This window comes from Pseudomonas cistanchae, assembly GCF_054483635.1.
In genome coordinates this window covers 348,474-366,596 of sequence record NZ_JBTLWN010000002.1, presented here as the reverse complement: position 1 = coordinate 366,596, position 18,123 = coordinate 348,474, and the positions used below count along the sequence as shown (strand labels likewise).

Annotated in this window: 14 protein-coding genes; 13 read left to right on the top strand and 1 reads right to left on the bottom strand. The window is 61.2% G+C overall.

The genetic code is table 11. The annotated features are described in order from the left end of the window. Positions 1-25: 25 nt before the first annotated feature. The 12 genes from ACX0MV_RS08555 to prpF all read left to right on the top strand — a co-directional run bounded on the left by ACX0MV_RS08555 (position 26) and on the right by prpF (position 14,355). Positions 26-1,171 (top strand): acyl-CoA dehydrogenase family protein, encoded by a 1,146-nt coding sequence (locus ACX0MV_RS08555; RefSeq protein ID WP_458982072.1) that lies wholly within the window; start codon positions 26-28, stop codon positions 1,169-1,171. Positions 1,172-1,294: 123 nt separating this feature from the next. Beyond that, a complete protein-coding gene (locus tag ACX0MV_RS08550; RefSeq protein ID WP_458982071.1) occupies positions 1,295-2,605 on the top strand; it encodes a fatty acid desaturase in 1,311 nt (436 codons plus the stop codon). Positions 2,606-2,607: 2 nt separating this feature from the next. Beyond that, positions 2,608-3,657, top strand: coding sequence for a 2Fe-2S iron-sulfur cluster-binding protein (locus tag ACX0MV_RS08545; protein ID WP_458982070.1), 1,050 nt, complete (start codon positions 2,608-2,610; stop codon positions 3,655-3,657). 107 nt (positions 3,658-3,764) lie between these two features. Continuing rightward, entirely contained in the window at positions 3,765-4,724 is a 960-nt protein-coding gene (locus tag ACX0MV_RS08540; RefSeq protein WP_458982069.1) for a fatty acid desaturase family protein, read from the top strand. Between the two features lie 30 nt (positions 4,725-4,754). Further along, positions 4,755-5,258, top strand: a complete 504-nt coding sequence (locus ACX0MV_RS08535) for an HIT family protein (protein ID WP_458982068.1) — start codon at positions 4,755-4,757, stop codon at positions 5,256-5,258. A 119-nt stretch (positions 5,259-5,377) separates the two neighbouring features. Next, positions 5,378-6,922: a flavin-containing monooxygenase gene (locus tag ACX0MV_RS08530; protein WP_458982067.1), complete on the top strand. Its 1,545-nt coding sequence runs from the start codon at positions 5,378-5,380 to the stop codon at positions 6,920-6,922. A gap of 43 nt (positions 6,923-6,965) precedes the next feature. After that, positions 6,966-7,346, top strand: coding sequence for a hypothetical protein (locus ACX0MV_RS08525; protein ID WP_458982066.1), 381 nt, complete (start codon positions 6,966-6,968; stop codon positions 7,344-7,346). 211 nt (positions 7,347-7,557) lie between these two features. Continuing rightward, positions 7,558-8,280, top strand: coding sequence for a GntR family transcriptional regulator (locus ACX0MV_RS08520; RefSeq protein WP_458982065.1), 723 nt, complete (start codon positions 7,558-7,560; stop codon positions 8,278-8,280). Next, the gene (gene prpB / locus ACX0MV_RS08515) at positions 8,277-9,173 is read left to right on the top strand and encodes a methylisocitrate lyase (protein ID WP_458982064.1); all 897 of its coding nucleotides are present in this window, start codon (positions 8,277-8,279) and stop codon (positions 9,171-9,173) included. The genes ACX0MV_RS08520 and prpB overlap by 4 nt, the downstream gene beginning before the upstream one ends. 73 nt (positions 9,174-9,246) lie before the next feature. Beyond that, positions 9,247-10,407, top strand: coding sequence for a bifunctional 2-methylcitrate synthase/citrate synthase (prpC, locus tag ACX0MV_RS08510; protein WP_458982063.1), 1,161 nt, complete (start codon positions 9,247-9,249; stop codon positions 10,405-10,407). Positions 10,408-10,418: 11 nt separating this feature from the next. Continuing rightward, entirely contained in the window at positions 10,419-13,028 is a 2,610-nt protein-coding gene (gene acnD, locus ACX0MV_RS08505) for a Fe/S-dependent 2-methylisocitrate dehydratase AcnD (RefSeq protein WP_458982343.1), read from the top strand. A 139-nt stretch (positions 13,029-13,167) separates the two neighbouring features. Next, positions 13,168-14,355, top strand: coding sequence for a 2-methylaconitate cis-trans isomerase PrpF (gene prpF / locus ACX0MV_RS08500; RefSeq protein WP_458982062.1), 1,188 nt, complete (start codon positions 13,168-13,170; stop codon positions 14,353-14,355). Positions 14,356-14,565: 210 nt separating this feature from the next. On the opposite strand, the gene ppsR is transcribed toward prpF, so the two are convergent. Then, positions 14,566-15,384, bottom strand: coding sequence for a posphoenolpyruvate synthetase regulatory kinase/phosphorylase PpsR (gene ppsR / locus ACX0MV_RS08495; protein WP_458982061.1), 819 nt, complete (start codon positions 15,382-15,384; stop codon positions 14,566-14,568). A gap of 176 nt (positions 15,385-15,560) precedes the next feature. On the opposite strand from ppsR, the gene ppsA reads away from it, so the two are divergent. Continuing rightward, positions 15,561-17,933 (top strand): phosphoenolpyruvate synthase, encoded by a 2,373-nt coding sequence (gene ppsA / locus ACX0MV_RS08490; RefSeq protein ID WP_458982060.1) that lies wholly within the window; start codon positions 15,561-15,563, stop codon positions 17,931-17,933. The last annotated feature ends 190 nt before the right edge of the window (positions 17,934-18,123 follow it).

Genomic DNA, 18,123 nt, shown 5'->3' with positions numbered 1-18,123 from the left:
AAGACCGACAGTCGAGGCCATTCCCATGTCGATGCAATCCGCAAGAAACGTTACCGAAAAGCGTCTGCCAGGCCTGATCGCTGCGCTGCAGCAGCGTGGCCGCATGGCGCTTGAGAAAGCCGACCCCAGCGAGCTGTGCGACCTGTTTCGCAACTACCGCGCCGCTGGCCTGATCATTCCCGAGTCATTCGGCGGCCTTGGCGCATCGCCGCGCGAGACGGTGGAAATCCTCCGGGCCATCGGCTCGCTGTGCCCGTCGCTGGCCGTGATGATGACCATGCATCACCACACCATTGCCACCATCGTTCAGCTTGGCGGCCTGATCCCCGCGGCCGACGAGCTGCTGTATGGCATCGCGCAGAATCAGCTGCTGATCGCCTCGGCCTTTGCCGAAGGCAAGGTGGGCGCGGAGATCTTCAATTCCAGCGTTAAAGCCCGCCCGGTCGAGGGCGGCTTCCTGCTCAAAGGCAGCAAAAAGCCCTGCACCATGAGTCACAACATGGATGTGATCGTGGTCGGCGTTGCCCGCGAAAACGACGATGGCAGCATGACCCAGGGCTTTGCGGTGGTCTTCAACGACGGCAGCGAAGTGTCCCGCGAGCGCTTCTGGAATACCTCGGTGCTGCAGGCCGCTGACAGCAACGCGCTGATCTTCAACGACGTGTTCGTTCCTGACGAGCGCATGCTGCTTGCCGAAGCCGTGGGCGACGACGAAGTGGCTGCCTCGGCGGAAGAAACCTCGCTGTCCGGGCTGTGCTGGTTCCAGTTGATGGTGGGCGGCACCTACCTCGGTGTGGCGTCCGCGCTGGTGGATATGCTGCTGAACAAGCGCAACGTCGACGACGGGCAACTGGCTCAGCTGGCCATTGAACTGGAGGGCGCGCACCAGGCGCTGATTGGCACGGCGCGGGAGCTGGAAGAGCAGCGGGCGGCCGATTTCAACACCTACAACAAGGCGTTGTGTACGCGCTTCATGGTTCAGGGCGCTGTCGAACGGGCAACCAATCTGGCGGTGGAGCTGCTGGGTGGCATGGCGTTCATCTCGTCGGACGAGGTTCCGTATCTGCTCGCGGCGTCTCGGGCGATCTGCTTTCACCCGATCTCGCGAATGGCGGCGACACCGCTGCTGGCGCAGTTTCTGCGGGAGTCATCCGCGAACGCGGCAGCTTGAGATGCGCCGCAAACCGCCTGCAACCCGCAGACCCGGAGCGCAGGCTCCGGGGTCGTCGCTCAGATGACCAAGGCGAATTCGCCGCATTGAGACGAAACGCTTAACCAAGCAGGAATATGATTTATGGCCACGACGACAGACTTCCTTTACCCACCGTTGCCGGGAAACGTCAGTCCGGTGTTTCACTTCGTTGCCGTTCCGCTGTTCACGGTACTGCTGGTACTTAACACCGCTGCCATTGCCGTCGTGCTTTCCCTGGCGCTGCTGCTCCAGGCGGCGCGCTGGCTGCTCTGCTGCATTCCTGGCGTTGCCGCGCTTGGCCGGGCGATCCAAACGCAATATCACGGGCTGATTCAGCGCTTGGCGAACAGGGTGCTGAAAGACCCGCGTGACGAACCCATTCTGGCGGCTGCGATTACGGTCGGGCTGACCACGGTTCCGGTGTTCATCGCGCAACTGGTGATCAAGGACTTGTCCTGGGCGCTGGTGGTGGCGTTCTACGCATTCGTGTACGGCCCGAATATCCGCGCCTTCGTCCGCTCATTCAGCTCCATGCACCAGGAAGGCCACCGCACCGGAGGCATCTTCAAGCGGGCAAGCGTGCTGGATAAGTGGACCGGCAACTCGTTCCTGTACATGCTGTTTGCCATTCCCATGGGCCTGATCCCCCACGCGGCTGCGCACCTGCAGCAGCATCACCGGGAGAATGCCGGTCCTCTGGACGTCTACGCCACCGCGCGTTACGACCATGCCAATGCCTGGCATTTCGCGGTGTACATGGTGCGCGAGGTGATGTACCAGCAGTTGCTGGTTTCGCCATACCTCTACTTCAAGAGCAAGCACAAGTCGCAGCAGATGCGCAGCATGATCATCGGCAACCTGATTCACCTGGCGCTGTTCGTTTTGCTCGCGCTCTACAGTCTGCCGATTGCCGTGTTCTACATGCTTATTCCCTGGTGCGCGAGCAACTTCCTGATGGGCGTCATCCACTGGAGCCAGCATGCGTTCTACGGCGGCCAGCAAGACCCGAAGGACTGGATGTACAACACCGTGACGTTGCTGGAAAAGCCGGTGAACATCCTCAACGAGGGCTATCACGTCTGCCATCACCACTGGGAAAACGTGCACTGGTCGGAAAGCCCGGCGTTGTTCGAGCGGCTCAAGCCGGAAATGCACGCCGCGCAGTCCCTGGTGTTCCGCGATCTCAGCGTGCTCGATCTGTTCGTCATGCTGATGTTCCGGCGCTTCGACGCGATGGCGAAAAAACTGGACTGGTGGGAGCCCATTTCCCACGAGGAGAAGGTCGCCCTGCTGAAGCGTCGCGCCGCGGCGGCGCCGGTTGCGGAGCATGAGCGGGCTTATCAGCAGCGTGCGGCGGCCCAGTCGCCATCCGCTGTTCACTTCCCACAGCAAACCGCAGCGGATGTGAGCTAGCCATGAGCAAAGCGCTAACCTTGAAAGTCGCGTCCATCGAGCGGGAAACCGACGATGCCGTCACCATTCACTTGAAGCAGCCATTGCTGCGCAAGATCAAGTACACCGCTGGCCAGTACCTCACCCTGGAAGTCGATGTCGATGGAGAGGGCGCCAAGGGCTGCCGCGCCTACTCCATCAGCAGCACGCCGGGGCTGGACAAGAACCTGTCGATCACGGTCAAGCGGGTGGCCGGCGGCAAGGTGTCGAATCGCCTGGTGCAGCAGCTTGCGGCGGGCGATGCCGTGCAGACGCTCGGCGCCCACGGCCGCTTCAACTTCGCCCCTCAGCCGGACAAGCGCCGGCATCTGGTGCTGTTCGCCGCTGGCAGTGGCATCACGCCGATCTTTTCCATTCTCAAGTCGGCGTTGCATTTCGAGCCTAATTCGCGTGTGACGTTGATTTATGGCAACCGCAACACCGACTCGGTGATTTTTCGCGAGAAGCTCGATCACCTGCAGCGCAGGTTCGCCGAGCAGTTGCAGGTGGTGCATGTGCTTTCTCAGCCGGATGTGCCGAGCCCGATCAGCGGGCGCCTGACCCGGCAGCGCGTCGCCGAAATCATGCAATCGCTGCCTGATCACGGCGGCCGGCACACCGAGTACTACGCCTGTGGACCAAGCGGCATGATGGATGAGGTGACCGGCGCCTTGGCTGAAATGGGCGTTGCCGCCGACTCGGTGCACATGGAGAGCTTCACGCCAGCCAAGCCGGCGCAACAGCAGACCCAGTCGACTGCGCCAAAACGGGTGCAGTTGCTGATGCAGGGCAAGGAATTCAATTTTGCCGTTCCCGCCGGCCAGACGATTCTGGAGGCGGCCCTGGCCAGTGGCGTGCAGCCGCCGTTTTCCTGTCGCAGCGGGTTCTGCACGGCCTGCGTCTGCACCAAGCTGGCCGGTGAGGTCGAAATGCGCGAGGACCATGGATTGTCGTCGGCAGAACTGAAAATGGGCCATGCGCTGATGTGCATCGGCTATCCCACGACGGACGACGTTCGGCTTCAGGTCGAGTAACGCAGGCAAAACCGCGTATCGGAACTGAGCGCTTTTCGGCATGGCGTCAGCGTCATGCTCAAGGTAGCCAAACCCGGCGGCGGTCACGCTCAAGCAAGGTGGATGTAGTGAATACAGAATCGGTTTTGGCTGCACAGGACGAAATCCGGCTGGCAAAGCGAGCCGAACTCAAGGTTGACCGCGCGCGACAGGCCCAGTTGCTGGCGTTGCAACAGCCCGACCCGGGCAAGTTCGTGCTGTGGTCGTTGCTGCATGTGGCAGTCTGGATCGCCTGCGCGGTGTTTATCGCGATGACCGAGAACATCGTTGGGCATGTGATTGCCGTGCTGATCCTGGGTAACCAGCTGCATGCCTTCACCGTGTTGCAGCACGATTGTGGCCACCAGAATGCATTCCGCTCGGCCACGCTGAACCTCTGGGTGGGCCGCTTCATGGCCTGGTTCATCGTGTTTCCGTTTTCCTCGTTTACCGAATGCCACAAGCATCACCATCGCTACCTTGGCGACCCGGAGAAAGACCCGGACGAGTGGAACTACGCCCGCGGCGTGAAATGGATGTTTCTGCGCATCGCGGTGTTCGTGCCGCGTTTCACCTACTTTTCGCTGGTGCGCTACGGCGAACGGGTACGCAACCTGGTGCTGCGCGAACTGGCGTTCAACCTGCTGTCGATGGCTGCTGTCTGCGCGCTGTTCGTCAGCCAGGGCATGGGCTATGAGTTCGTACTGATCTTCGTGTTGCCGCTGCTGTTGCTGGCGCTGGTGATCAACCCGATTTCCCGTGGCTACGAACATTTCCCGATGGCCACGCTCGAGCCTGAGCACGCCGATCGTCTGGACCTGTCGAAGAACACCATCACGGTTACCAGCCGCGTGGTGGGTTTGCTCTGGGCCAACATCAACTACCACGTCGAGCACCATGTGTACCCGGGGGTGCCATTCTGCAACCTGCGCAAGGTCCACGAGCTGCTCGAGAACAAGCAGTTTCTGCGCGATCGCTGGCTGCTCTCCCGGTTGTTTGCGCGCCGTAGCACAACCTCTGCAACGGCCGAGCCCCAGCGCGCGACCTGAGTGCGTCGTAACGCCCAACAAGGAATCTCAATGGATTGCATTTTCTGCCAGATCATCGCCGGCACCTTGCCTGCCACCCATGTCTACCGAGACGAGCAGTGCGTCGCGTTCATGGATGTGCACCCGCTGGGCGAGGGCCACATTCTGCTGATCCCGCTGCAGCACGTGGAGAAGCTCGACCAGCTGCAGACACCGATCCGCCAGCACCTGTACCAGGTCTTCGACAACCTGGTCGCCGCCCAGCGCAAGGCCGGTTATGGCGTTGAAGGCACCCATCTGATCGTCAATGACGGCAAAGCCACCAACCAGCATATTCCCCATGCCCACCTGCATCTGGTGCCGCGCAAGCGTGGCGATGCCCTGGGCTTTGGTTTTCGCATGCTGCTGCATTTCACCGGGCTATTCGGCATGCGCACCCGTGGCGAGGTGCTCCAGGCCCATGCCACCCGCATTGCCGCCCATATAGAACAGCCGCAGGGCAGTGTGCATGCCGGCCTTGCGCCAGTGAAACCGCTCGCAGCAGAACGCGCATAGCCGAGAACCCACGCGCGGCAATGGCGCGCGCTGCAGTGCCGTTACATCAACCTTCGATACAAGCATCCCGTGCGCCCAGGCAAGCATGTCCGCGCAACTGCAGTCAGGAGCAAGTGAAGATGAACGCAGCCCCCCAGGTGGCTCCCAACTCAGGCACGGTTTACCGGGTTCTGATCATTGGCGCCGGTTTCTCCGGTATCGGCATGGCGGTTCGCCTTCGGCAGGGCGGCGAGCGCGATTTCGTGGTGTACGAGCAGGAGGCCGGCATCGGTGGCACCTGGTGGGTCAATCAATACCCGGGCTGCGCCTGTGATATCCCTTCGCACCTCTATTCGTTTTCCTTCGAACCCAACCCGGATTGGTCGCGGCGCTTTTCACCGCAAGCCGAAATACGTGACTACCTGGCGGCGTGCGCGGATAAATACGAGCTGCTCGCCCATATCCACTTCAATACCGCCGTGGCGTCCATGCGCTGGCTGGAGCAGCGTGCGCTATGGGAAGTCACGGATGCCCGCGGCGGCGTGGTTTACGCCAAGGTGGTGGTAGCCGGTACCGGCGCGTTGTCGACACCCGATTACCCGAACATTGCCGGCCTTGAGCGTTTTCGTGGTCGGGTTTTTCACTCCCAGCACTGGGCCCACGATTACGACCTGGCCGGCAAGCGGGTAGGGGTGATCGGTACGGGCGCATCGGCGATTCAGTTCATTCCCGAGATCCAGCCGCTGGCTGCCACGCTCAGCGTATTCCAGCGTACGCCGCCGTGGGTGATTCCCAAGCCGGACCGTGGTTTCACCCAGACCGAACAGCGCCTGCTGCGCGCATTCCCCAGGTTGCAGCGCTTCGTCAGGGGGCTGATCTATACGGCGCACGAAACCCGCGTGCTCGGGTTTGTGTTCAATCCGCGTCTGATGACATTCCACAAGCTGCTCGCGCTCAACCTGTTGCGCCGGCAGGTCAAGGACAAGGCGCTGCGCAGCAAGCTCACGCCTCAGTACGCCATCGGCTGCAAGCGCATCCTGTTGTCGAACAACTATTACCCGGCGATGGCCCAGCCCAATGTCGCCCTGGTTAACGAAGGCATCCGCGAAATAACCGAGGATGGAGTGATCACGGCCGACAATCAGAAGCATGTCGTCGATGCGCTGATTTTCGGTACCGGATTCAAGGCCAGCATGCCGTTCCCGCGCGGGATGATCTTCGGCAGCGGCGGGCAGGACATTCTCGATGCCTGGCAGGCGGGGCCCCAGGCATACAAGGGCACCACCGTTGCCGGTTTTCCCAACCTGTTTCTGTTGATGGGGCCCAACACTGGGCTGGGCCACAATTCGATCGTTTACATGATCGAGTCGCAGATCGCTTACATCCTCGGCGCACTGGACACGATGAAGGCACAGGGCGCGACCAGCGTCGACGTGCAGCCCCAGGTGCAGGAACACTTCAATGCCACTCTGCGCAATCGCCTGCGCGGCGCGGTCTGGACCGTGGGCAACTGCAAGAGCTGGTACACCCACCAGGAGACTGGGCGCAACGTGGTGCTCTGGCCAGGTTTCAGCTGGATGTTCCGCCGAGAAACCCGTCGCTTCGATGCAGAAGCCTATCGCCTGACGAGCCTAAATGCGGATTCGCCCGTCGCCGGTGCGAATGCGCCAAGCGTTGGCGGCTAGGCGCTGGCGTGACCTGTTCAATAACAATAATCAGGAGAGTGCTATGAGCTACCCCGGAAAAACGGTGTTCGTCTTCGGCTGCTACATGTTGTTGCTGAGCGTGCCCTTGTTGCTCGCGCCAAACCTGCTGCTCGGGTTGTTCGGTTTCGAGCTGACGCAGGAAGTCTGGATCCGCGTCGTCGGCCTGCTGGTGCTGTACCTGGGGATTTATTACGTGCTCGCGGGGCGGCGCAATATCCTGCCGTTCATCAGTGCCACCGTGCCCGTACGTGCCTCGGTGCTGGTGGTCTTCGCCGTGTTCGTCGCTGCCGATATGGTGTCGCCGATGTTACTGGTGCTCGGCTTGCCGGACCTGTTTGGGGCGATATGGACCTGGTCCGCGCTGCGCAGCAATCGGATCGGCAACGCTGTCACGAGTGCCTAGTCAGTCAAGAACCGCGTTTTGCGCCTGATGACTGGCGCATCTCTGAAAAATGCCGCGTTCCGTACGGAACGCGGCATTTTTATTGGGCTGGAGCTGTGTCTAATTAAAAGGTGAGCAATTCGCTTTATTGTCGACAGTAACCTGCTGATGTTTGACATATAGTGCTTTGCAGCGTAGTTTTTCCGCAAATTTCCTGCGCAGTGTCAACAATATGCTTGTCGACTCCCAGTCGCCTCACACCATACCCGACGAGTCGGGAACGCTCTCCGAGCACGTCTTTCGGCTTATCCAGTCCGCTATCGTCAAGGGTGAAATCGCGCCCGGCAGCAAGATTTCCGAACCGGAGCTGGCGCGTATCTACGGCATCAGCCGCGGCCCGCTGCGTGAGGCGATTCATCGCCTGGAAGGCCAGCGTCTGCTCGTGCGCGTGCCGCACATCGGCGCGCGGGTGGTCTCGCTGAGCCACGCCGAGCTGATCGAACTCTATGAAATCCGCGAATCGCTGGAAGGCATGGCCTGTCGCTTGGCCGCCGAGCGCATGACCCAGGCGGAAATCGATGAGCTGCGTGCCGTGCTAGACCTGCATGAGCAGGACGCCGCCTTCAAGGCCGGTGTCGGCTACTACCAGCAGGAAGGTGATTTCGACTTTCACTACCGGATCATCCAGGGCAGCGGTAACAAGACCCTGACCCAGATGCTCTGCGGCGAGCTGTATCAGCTGGTGCGCATGTATCGCCTGCAGTTTTCCGCCACGCCCAATCGACCGCATCAGGCGTTTGCCGAACACCACCGGATTCTCGACGCCATCGCCGAGCGCGACGGCGAGCTGGCCGAACTGCTGATGCGCCGCCATATCGGGGCTTCCAAACGCAATATCGAGCGCCACTACAAGGAAGCGCTCGCCAACCCGTCCAAGACACGAGGTGAGTCATGAGTCCGTTTTCCACCCTGAGCAGCGCCGGCCAGCGATTCCGCGAGGCTATCGCCGAAGAGAGCCCGTTGCAGGTCATCGGCGCGATCAACGCCAACCATGCGTTGCTGGCCAAACGCGCGGGCTTTCGCGCCATCTACCTCTCCGGCGGCGGCGTGGCGGCCGGCTCGCTGGGCCTGCCGGATCTGGGTATCAACACCCTGGATGACGTGCTCACCGATGTGCGCCGCATCACCGATGTCTGCGACCTGCCGCTGCTGGTGGACATCGACACCGGTTTCGGCCCGAGCGCCTTCAACATCGAGCGCACGGTGAAGAGCCTGATCAAGGCCGGCGCCGCCGCCGCCCATATCGAGGACCAAGTCGGCGCCAAGCGTTGCGGTCACCGTCCGGGCAAGGAAATCGTTTCCACCGAGGAAATGGTCGACCGCGTCAGGGCTGCGGCCGATGCCAAGACTGATCCGAACTTCTTTCTGATCGCCCGTACCGACGCCATCCAGGCCGAAGGCGTGGACGCTGCCATCGAGCGCTGCCTGCGCTACGTCGAAGCCGGTGCCGACGCCATTTTCGCTGAAGCCGCCTACGACCTGCCGACTTACAAGCGTTTCGTCGACGCGCTGAACGTGCCGATCCTGGCCAATATCACCGAGTTCGGCGCGACCCCGCTGTTCAGTCGTGACGAGCTGGCCTCGGTCGGCGTGGCCATCCAGCTCTACCCGCTGTCGGCTTTCCGCGCTGCCAACAAGGCCGCGGAGGCCGTGTATACCGCCGTGCGGCGCGATGGTCATCAGAAAGACGTCATCGACCTGATGCAGACTCGCGCGGAGCTGTACGACCGCATCGGCTACCACGCCTTCGAGCAGAAGCTCGACGCGCTGTTCGCCGCCAAGAAGTGATCGACACGCGGGTCGCCAAGCCGGCCCGCGGATGAACAAGAAATACAACCGGATTGGATGAGGAGACCCCGCGATGAGCGCTACCCCAGAATCGACCCCAGGCTTCAAGCCGAAAAAATCCGTGGCCCTGAGCGGCACCACTGCCGGTAACACTGCGCTATGCACGGTCGGCCGTACGGGCAACGACCTGCATTACCGTGGCTATGACGTGCTCGACTTCGCCAACCGCTGCGACTTCGAAGAAATCGCCCACCTGCTGGTCCACGGCAAGCTGCCCAACGTGGCCGAGCTGGCTGGCTACAAGGCCAAGTTCAAGGCCCTGCGTGGGTTGCCCGCGGCGCTGAAGGTCTCGCTCGAGCAACTGCCGCCGTCCGCCCACCCAATGGATGTGATGCGCACCGCCGTGTCGGTGCTGGGTTGCGTGTCGCCGGAGAAGGACGACCACAACCACCCAGGCGCCCGCGATATCGCTGACAAGCTGATGGCCTCGTTGGGTTCCGCACTGCTGTACTGGTATCACTTCAGCCACAACGGCAAACGCATCGATGTGGAAACCGACGACGACTCCATCGGCGGTCACTTCCTGCATCTGCTGCACGGTGAGAAGCCACGCGAGTCGTGGGTGCGCGCCATGCACACCTCGCTCAATCTGTATGCCGAGCATGAGTTCAACGCTTCGACCTTCACCTCGCGGGTGATCGCCGGCACCGGTTCCGACATGTACAGCTGCATTGCCGGCGGTATCGGCGCTTTGCGCGGCCCGAAGCACGGTGGTGCCAACGAAGTGGCCTTCGAGATTCAGAAGCGCTACGACAACGCCGATGAGGCCGAGGCCGATATCCGCGCCCGCGTCGAGAAGAAGGAAGTGGTGATCGGCTTCGGTCACCCGGTCTACACCGTGAGCGATCCGCGTAACAAGGTGATCAAGGATGTGGCCCGCGAGCTGTCGGTAGAGCAAGGCAATATGAAGATGTACGACATTGCCGAACGCTTGGAGTCGACTATGTGGGAAATCAAGAAGATGTTCCCCAACCTCGATTGGTTCAGCGCCGTCAGCTACCACATGATGGGCGTGCCAACCGCCATGTTCACCCCGCTGTTTGTGATTGCGCGCACCTCGGGCTGGTCCAGCCATGTGATTGAACAACGCATCGACGGCAAGATCATCCGTCCGAGCGCCAACTACACAGGCCCTGAAGACCTCAAGTTTGTGCCGCTCAAGGATCGTCCATAACCATGAACCGCATGAATACTCAGTACCGCAAGCCTCTGCCCGGCACTGCGCTGGACTACTTTGACACCCGTGAGGCGATCGATGCCATCGCCCCGAGTGCCTATGCCAAATTGCCCTATACCTCCCGCGTGCTGGCCGAGCAGTTGGTGCGTCGCTGTGAGCCGGCCGCGCTGACCGATTCGCTCAAGCAGCTGATCGAGCGCAAGCAGGACCTGGATTTTCCCTGGTACCCGGCGCGCGTGGTCTGTCACGACATTCTCGGCCAGACCGCGCTGGTCGACCTGGCCGGCCTGCGCGACGCCATCGCCGAGAAGGGCGGTGACCCGTCCAAGGTCAACCCGGTGGTGCCGACTCAGCTGATCGTCGACCACTCCCTGGCGGTGGAAGCTCCGGGCTTCGACCCGGATGCCTTCGCCAAGAACCGCGCCATCGAGGATCGCCGCAACGAGGACCGTTTCCACTTCATCGAGTGGACCAAGACCGCGTTCAAGAACGTCGACGTGATCCCGGCCGGCAACGGCATCATGCACCAGATCAACCTGGAGAAAATGTCTCCGGTGATCCAGGCGCGCGGCGGCGTGGCTTTCCCGGACACCTGCGTAGGTACCGACTCTCACACCCCCCACGTCGATGCCCTGGGCGTGATCGCCATCGGTGTCGGTGGCCTGGAAGCCGAAACCGTGATGCTCGGTCTGCCGTCGATGATGCGCCTGCCCGACATCGTCGGGGTCAAGCTGATCGGCAAGCGCCAGCCCGGCATCACCGCCACCGACATCGTCCTGGCCATCACCGAGTTCCTGCGCATGGAGCGCGTGGTCGGCGCCTGGGTCGAGTTCTTCGGCGAGGGTGCCGACAGCCTGACCATCGGCGACCGCGCGACCATTTCCAATATGTGCCCGGAATACGGCGCCACCGCCTCGATGTTCTATATCGACCAGCAGACCATCGACTACCTCAAGCTGACCGGCCGCGAGCCGGAGCAGGTGGCCCTGGTCGAGCAGTACGCCAAGCTCACCGGTCTGTGGGCCGATGCACTGGTCAGCGCCGAGTACGAGCGCGTGCTCGAGTTCGACCTGAGCACCGTGGTGCGCAACATGGCCGGCCCGAGCAACCCGCATAAGCGCCTGCCCACCTCGGCGTTGCATGAGCGCGGCATCGCCGACGACGCCAAACTGGCAGCTGGCAAGATTGAAGAAAGTGAAGGCCTGATGCCCGATGGCGCGGTGATCATCGCCGCCATCACCAGCTGCACCAACACCTCCAACCCGCGCAACGTGGTGGCTGCCGGCCTGCTGGCGAAGAAGGCCAACGAGCTGGGGCTGCTGCGCAAGCCGTGGGTCAAGACCTCGTTCGCGCCCGGTTCGAAAGTCGCCAAGCTGTACCTGGAAGACGCCGGTCTGCTGACCGAGCTGGAAAAGCTCGGCTTCGGCATCGTCGGCTATGCCTGCACCACCTGTAACGGCATGTCCGGCGCGCTGGATCCGGTAATCCAGCAGGAAATCATCGACCGCGATCTGTACGCCACTGCCGTACTGTCCGGTAACCGCAACTTCGACGGTCGTATCCACCCCTACGCCAAGCAGGCCTTCCTGGCCTCGCCGCCGCTGGTGGTGGCCTACGCCATCGCCGGTACCGTGCGCTTCGACATCGAGCAGGACGTGTTGGGTACCGATAAAGCGGGCAACCCGATCACCCTGAAGGACCTGTGGCCGAGCGACGAGGAGATCGACGCCATTGTTGCTGCCTCGGTCAAGCCGGAGCAGTTCAAGCAGATCTACATCCCGATGTTCGATCTGGGCACTATCGAGGAGGCCGAAAGCCCGCTATACGACTGGCGCCCGATGTCCACCTACATCCGCCGTCCGCCGTACTGGGAAGGCGCGCTGGCGGGTGAGCGCACGCTGAAGGGTATGCTGCCGCTGGCGATCCTGCCGGACAACATCACCACCGATCACCTGTCGCCGTCCAACGCCATCCTGCTGGACTCGGCCGCCGGCGAGTACCTGGCGAAGATGGGCCTGCCGGAAGAGGACTTCAACTCCTACGCCACCCACCGCGGCGACCACCTCACCGCCCAGCGCGCCACCTTCGCCAACCCGCAGCTGGTCAACGAAATGGCCGTGGTCGATGGCGTGGTGAAGAAGGGTTCGCTGGCCCGCGTGGAGCCGGAAGGCAAGGTCATGCGCATGTGGGAGGCGATCGAAACCTACATGAACCGCAAGCAGAACCTGATCATCATCGCCGGCGCCGACTACGGTCAGGGCTCGTCGCGTGACTGGGCGGCCAAGGGCGTCCGCCTGGCGGGCGTGGAAGTGATCGTCGCCGAAGGCTTCGAACGCATCCATCGGACCAATCTGGTTGGCATGGGTGTACTGCCAGTCGAGTTCAAACCGGGCACCACCCGCCTGACCCTCGGCCTCGACGGTACCGAGACCTATGACATCCAGGGCGAGCTGTCGCCGCGCGGTGAGCTGACCCTGGTGGTCAATCGTCGCAATGGCGACGTGGTCAAGGTGCCGGTGACCTGCCGTCTGGATACCGCTGCCGAAGTCAATGTTTACAACGCTGGCGGTGTGTTGCAGCGATTTGCCCAGGACTTCCTGGAAGGCAGTGTGGCTTGAACCTGTAGGGTGGATCACGCTTCACCGATCCACCGTTGCGCTCTGCACGGTGGATGGAAAAAGCGCCATCCAACCTACGTCAGGCGCGTAGTCCGGATGCCATCCGGGCTACCTTTCATCTCTCAGCCAGGACGAAATCATGGCTCAGCAACCCCAGATCAAAATTCCCGCTACCTATATGCGTGGCGGCACCAGCAAAGGCGTGTTCTTCCGCCTGCAGGACCTGCCACCAAGCTGCCAGGTGCCGGGCGCGGCGCGGGATGCGCTGTTTATGCGGGTGATCGGAAGCCCCGATCCTTATGCCGCGCAGATCGACGGCATGGGCGGCGCGACGTCCAGTACCAGCAAGTGCGTAATCCTGTCGAAAAGCAGCCAGCCAGCCCACGATGTTGACTACCTCTACGGCCAGGTCTCCATCGACAAGCCCTTTGTCGACTGGAGTGGCAACTGCGGCAATCTTTCTACCGGTGCCGGAGCCTTTGCTATTCATGCAGGTTTGCTCGATCCCGCGCGTATTCCGGACAACGGCGTGTGTGTGGTGCGTATCTGGCAGGCAAATATCCAGAAAACCATCATCGCCCATGTTCCCGTGACCAACGGTGAGGTACAGGAAACCGGCGACTTCGAACTGGACGGCGTGACCTTCCCAGCGGCCGAGATCGTGTTGGAGTTCCTTGATCCGTCCGATGATGGCGAGGAGGGTGGTTCGATGTTCCCCACCGGTAACCTGGTCGATGAGCTGGACGTGCCGGGAGTCGGTACGTTTAAGGCAACCATGATCAGTGCGGGCATCCCGACTGTGTTCGTCAATGCCGAAGACATCGGTTATAGCGGCACCGAGCTGCGCGAGCAGATCAATGGCGACCCCGAACAGTTGGCACGTTTCGAGAAAATCCGCGTGGCTGGGGCGCTGCGTATGGGGCTGATCAAGACGGCGGAAGAGGCGGCGACGCGTCAGCACACGCCGAAGATCGCCTTTGTCGCCAAGCCCAAGGATTACCTGTCATCCAGCGGCAAGATGGTGCCTGCGGGCGAGATCGATCTGCTGGTGCGCGCACTGTCCATGGGCAAGCTGCACCACGCGATGATGGGCACCTGCGCGGTCGCCATCGGCACTGCGGCAGCGATTCCCGGTACCTTGGTCAATCTGGCGGCGGGTGGTGTTGCGCGCGAAGCGGTGCGCTTTGGCCATCCATCCGGCACCTTGCGTGTGGGGGCTCAGGCGGCGCTGGTCGATGGCCAGTGGACGGTAACCAAGGCCACTATGTCGCGCAGCGCGCGGATGTTGATGGAGGGTTGGGTGAGGGTACCGGGCGATTCTTTCTAGCAGGCCGTTGAAAAACTACCTGCGTTGGCAATACTGCGTTAAAAAACGGCCTCAGAATGCTCATACAGCCAGTAAACTCCGCTTCCTCGGCCGTTTTTGCCTTGTCTTGCCTGCCTCGCCTACGTTTTCAACGGCCTGCTAGCGCTTAGAAAATAAGAAAAGGCTCGAAGTGTTCGAACCTTTTCTTTTGACTTCAATGGGTTGCGCAGGTTACTTGAGGCGGCGCTCAACACCTTTTTCCACCAGAATCTTCGCGGAAATCTCTTCCACGGAGAAATAGGTGGAGTTGATGAAGTTGATGTTCTCGCGGCGGAACAGGTTTTCCACCTCGCGCACCTCGAACTCGCACTGGGCGAAGCTGGCGTAGCGGCTGTTGGGCTTGCGTTCGTGGCGGATGGCGGTGAGGCGGTCCGGGTCGATGGTCAGGCCGAACAGTTTGTCGCGGTGCTTTTTCAGCACTGGCGGTAGCTGCAAGCGCTCCATGTCATCTTCGGTCAGCGGATAATTTGCGGCACGAATTCCGTATTGCATGGCCATATACAGGCACGTGGGGGTTTTGCCGCAGCGCGAGACGCCCACCAGGATCAGGTCGGCCTTGTCGTAGTAGTGGGTGCGTGCGCCGTCATCGTTATCCAGCGCGAAGTTGACCGCCTCGATCCGCTCCATGTAATTGGAGTTGTGCCCGATGGAGTGGGATTTGCCAACCGAATAGGACGAATGTGACGTCAGTTCCTGTTCCAGCGGAGCAAGAAAGGTAGAAAAGATGTCAATCATATAGCCATCAGATTTAGCCAGAATCTCGCGGATCTCCTGGTTAACGATGGTGTCGAAGATGATCGGTCGAGCGCCGTCTTTTTCGGCGGCGTTATTGATTTGTTGTACCATGGCGCGCGCTTTTTCGACGCTGTCGATATAGGGTCGAGTGAGCTTGGTAAAACTGATGTTCTCGAATTGTGCCAGCAGGCTCTGGCCTAAGGTTTCGGCGGTGATGCCGGTGCCGTCGGAGATGAAAAAAGCGGTTCGTTTCATTTGCGCGGTAGGCCTTAAGCTGATGGCGTTTCTTGGCTATCATAGGCCCGCTTCAGGCAGACCGAACTGGCTGGCATTGTTACTTATTTTCCAGGGCCAGGCCACAATCGGGCGGACAGGCGCCGCCGAACTCCCAGCCCCTTGAGCTTTTCCAACACTTTAGTGGAGAGATCACCTTGGTAGAGTACGTAGTTTCCCTCGATAAGCTCGGCAATCACGATGTTGAGCACGTAGGGGGCAAGAACGCCTCCCTGGGCGAGATGATCAGCAACCTTGCCGGTGCCGGTGTGTCGGTTCCCGGTGGTTTCGCCACCACAGCCCAGGCTTACCGGGACTTTCTCGACCTGAGCGGCCTGAACGAGCAGATCCATGCTGCGCTCGATGCCTTGGATGTCGATGACGTCAATGCTCTGGCCAAGACCGGCGCGCAGATTCGTCAGTGGGTAATGGAAGCGCAATTCCCCGAAGAGCTCGACAAGCAGATTCGTACTGCCTTCGCCGAGATGGCGGGCGGTAACGACAACATGGCGGTTGCCGTGCGTTCCTCGGCCACTGCCGAAGACTTGCCGGACGCATCCTTTGCCGGCCAGCAGGAAACCTTTCTGAATATCCGCGGTGTCGACAACGTGATCCGCGCGGCCAAGGAAGTCTTCGCTTCGCTGTTCAACGACCGTGCAATCGCCTACCGCGTGCACCAGGGTTTCGACCACAAACTGGTCGCCCTGTCCGCTGGTGTGCAGCGCATGGTGCGTTCTGAAACCGGCACCGCGGGCGTGATGTTTACCCTGGATACCGAATCGGGCTTTCGCGACGTGGTGTTCATCACCGGCGCTTATGGTCTCGGCGAAACCGTGGTGCAGGGCGCAGTCAACCCCGACGAGTTCTACGTTCATAAGCAGACCCTGGAAGCCGGTCGCCCGGCGATCCTGCGCCGCAACCTGGGCAGCAAAGCCATCAAGATGATTTACGGCGACGAAGCCAAGGCCGGTAAATCGGTCAAAGTGGTCGACGTCGAGCACGCCGAGCGTGCACGTTTCTGCCTGAGCGATGCCGAGGTTAGCGAGCTGGCCAAACAGGCCATGATCATCGAGAAACACTACGGCCGTCCGATGGACATCGAGTGGGCCAAAGACGGCGACGACGGCAAGCTGTATATCGTGCAAGCGCGTCCGGAAACCGTAAAAAGCCGTACCAGCGCCAACGTCATGGAGCGCTACCTGCTCAAGGAAACTGGCACCGTGCTGGTCGAGGGCCGTGCCATTGGCCAGAAGATCGGCGCCGGCAAGGTGCGTATCATCAACGACGTGTCGGAAATGGACAAAGTCCAGGCCGGTGACGTGCTGGTCTCCGACATGACCGACCCGGATTGGGAGCCGGTGATGAAGCGCGCCAGCGCCATCGTTACCAACCGCGGCGGGCGTACCTGCCACGCGGCCATCATCGCTCGCGAGCTGGGCATTCCGGCGGTGGTTGGCTGCGGTAATGCCACCCACGTATTGAAAGATGGCCAGGGTGTCACCGTGTCCTGCGCCGAGGGCGACACCGGCTTTATCTTCGAAGGCGAACTGGGCTTCGATATCCGCAAGAACTCGGTCGATGCCATGCCGGATCTGCCGTTCAAGATCATGATGAACGTTGGCAACCCGGATCGTGCCTTCGACTTCGCCCAACTGCCCAACGAAGGTGTGGGCCTGGCCCGTCTGGAATTCATCATCAACCGCATGATCGGCGTGCACCCTAAAGCGCTGCTGAACTTCGCCGGCCTGCCGCCGGAGATCAAGGACAGCGTCGAGAAGCGCATCGCCGGTTACGACGATCCAGTCAATTTCTACGTCGAGAAACTGGTCGAAGGCATCAGCACCCTGGCTGCGGCGTTCTGGCCGAAAAAGGTCATCGTGCGCCTGTCGGACTTCAAGTCCAACGAATACGCCAACCTGATCGGCGGCAAGCTGTATGAGCCGGAAGAAGAAAACCCGATGCTGGGTTTCCGTGGCGCTTCGCGTTACATCAGCGAATCGTTCCGTGACTGCTTCGAGCTGGAATGCCGCGCGCTGAAGAAAGTGCGCAACGAAATGGGTCTGACCAACGTCGAGATCATGGTGCCGTTCGTGCGTACCCTCGGCGAAGCCAGCCAGGTGGTTGATCTGCTGGCGGCCAACGGCCTGGCCCGCGGTCAGGATGGCCTGAAGGTCATCATGATGTGCGAGCTGCCGTCCAACGCGATCCTGGCGGAAGAGTTCCTCGAATTCTTCGACGGTTTTTCCATCGGCTCCAACGACCTGACCCAACTGACCCTGGGCCTGGATCGGGACTCCGGCATCGTTGCGCACCTGTTCGATGAGCGTAATCCTGCAGTGAAGAAGCTGCTGAGCAATGCCATCCAGGCTTGTAACAAGGCTGGCAAGTACATTGGCATCTGCGGTCAGGGCCCTTCGGATCACCCGGATCTGGCGCGCTGGCTGATGGAGCAGGGCATTGAAAGCGTGTCGCTGAACCCAGATTCTGTCCTCGACACCTGGTTCTTCCTGGCCGAAGGCCAAACGGCCTGACGCGGTACAGTTGCTAATCCAGGGGGCGGGTTGAACCCGCCCTTTTTTATGGCCGGTCAACGTCGGCGATCTCTTCGGGGCGTCGCTCGCGACGTGAAATATGCTCTCGGCATTTCTCGTGGCTGCTAGCCGTAGCGGTTATCCAGGCGTTGCCGAGGCGGCGTGAAGATTGTGTGTGGCAACTTTCTGT

What these genes read in the sequence shown, in the direction of transcription:
- ppsR (WP_458982061.1), bottom strand. Translation starts at nt 15,384, where the DNA reads ATGAAACGAACCGCTTTTTTCATCTCCGACGGCACCGGCATCACCGCC.
- ACX0MV_RS08520 (WP_458982065.1), top strand. Translation starts at nt 7,558, where the DNA reads ATGCTTGTCGACTCCCAGTCGCCTCACACCATACCCGACGAGTCGGGA.
- ACX0MV_RS08535 (WP_458982068.1), top strand. Translation starts at nt 4,755, where the DNA reads ATGGATTGCATTTTCTGCCAGATCATCGCCGGCACCTTGCCTGCCACC.
- acnD (WP_458982343.1), top strand. Translation starts at nt 10,419, where the DNA reads ATGAATACTCAGTACCGCAAGCCTCTGCCCGGCACTGCGCTGGACTAC.
- ACX0MV_RS08555 (WP_458982072.1), top strand. Translation starts at nt 26, where the DNA reads ATGTCGATGCAATCCGCAAGAAACGTTACCGAAAAGCGTCTGCCAGGC.
- ACX0MV_RS08525 (WP_458982066.1), top strand. Translation starts at nt 6,966, where the DNA reads ATGAGCTACCCCGGAAAAACGGTGTTCGTCTTCGGCTGCTACATGTTG.
- prpF (WP_458982062.1), top strand. Translation starts at nt 13,168, where the DNA reads ATGGCTCAGCAACCCCAGATCAAAATTCCCGCTACCTATATGCGTGGC.
- ACX0MV_RS08530 (WP_458982067.1), top strand. Translation starts at nt 5,378, where the DNA reads ATGAACGCAGCCCCCCAGGTGGCTCCCAACTCAGGCACGGTTTACCGG.
- ACX0MV_RS08545 (WP_458982070.1), top strand. Translation starts at nt 2,608, where the DNA reads ATGAGCAAAGCGCTAACCTTGAAAGTCGCGTCCATCGAGCGGGAAACC.
- ACX0MV_RS08550 (WP_458982071.1), top strand. Translation starts at nt 1,295, where the DNA reads ATGGCCACGACGACAGACTTCCTTTACCCACCGTTGCCGGGAAACGTC.
- prpC (WP_458982063.1), top strand. Translation starts at nt 9,247, where the DNA reads ATGAGCGCTACCCCAGAATCGACCCCAGGCTTCAAGCCGAAAAAATCC.
- prpB (WP_458982064.1), top strand. Translation starts at nt 8,277, where the DNA reads ATGAGTCCGTTTTCCACCCTGAGCAGCGCCGGCCAGCGATTCCGCGAG.